The organism is Burkholderia sp. SIMBA_051, from assembly GCF_046534915.1.
Classification (GTDB): Bacteria; Pseudomonadota; Gammaproteobacteria; order Burkholderiales; family Burkholderiaceae; genus Burkholderia; species Burkholderia ambifaria.
On the sequence record NZ_JAWRXS010000525.1, the window covers coordinates 1 to 257 of the forward strand.

Annotated in this window: 1 protein-coding gene; it reads left to right on the forward strand. The window is 69.6% G+C overall.

Annotated features, from left to right (window positions below; translation table 11 throughout):
* Positions 1 to 13: 13 nt before the first annotated feature.
* Positions 14 to 257: acyl-CoA dehydrogenase family protein (locus tag SB771_RS35575; protein ID WP_410722115.1), on the forward strand; the 244-nt coding region annotated here is incomplete at its 3' end.

Here is a 257-nt window from a genome sequence, read left to right on the forward strand (position 1 = left end):
GGACACGCGCCTCATGGACAGCTTCTACACCGACGAGCAACGGATGATCCGCGACGCCGCTCGCGACTTCGCGACCGAGCGCCTCGCGCCGCACGCGGCGCAGTGGGACCGCGACGCGCGATTGCCCGCCGACGTCGTCACGCAGATGGGCGAACTCGGCTTTCTCGGCATGATCGTGCCGGCCGAGTGGGGCGGCTCGTACACCGACTACGTGGCTTATGCGCTTGCGCTCGAGGAGATCGCCGCCGGTTGCGCCG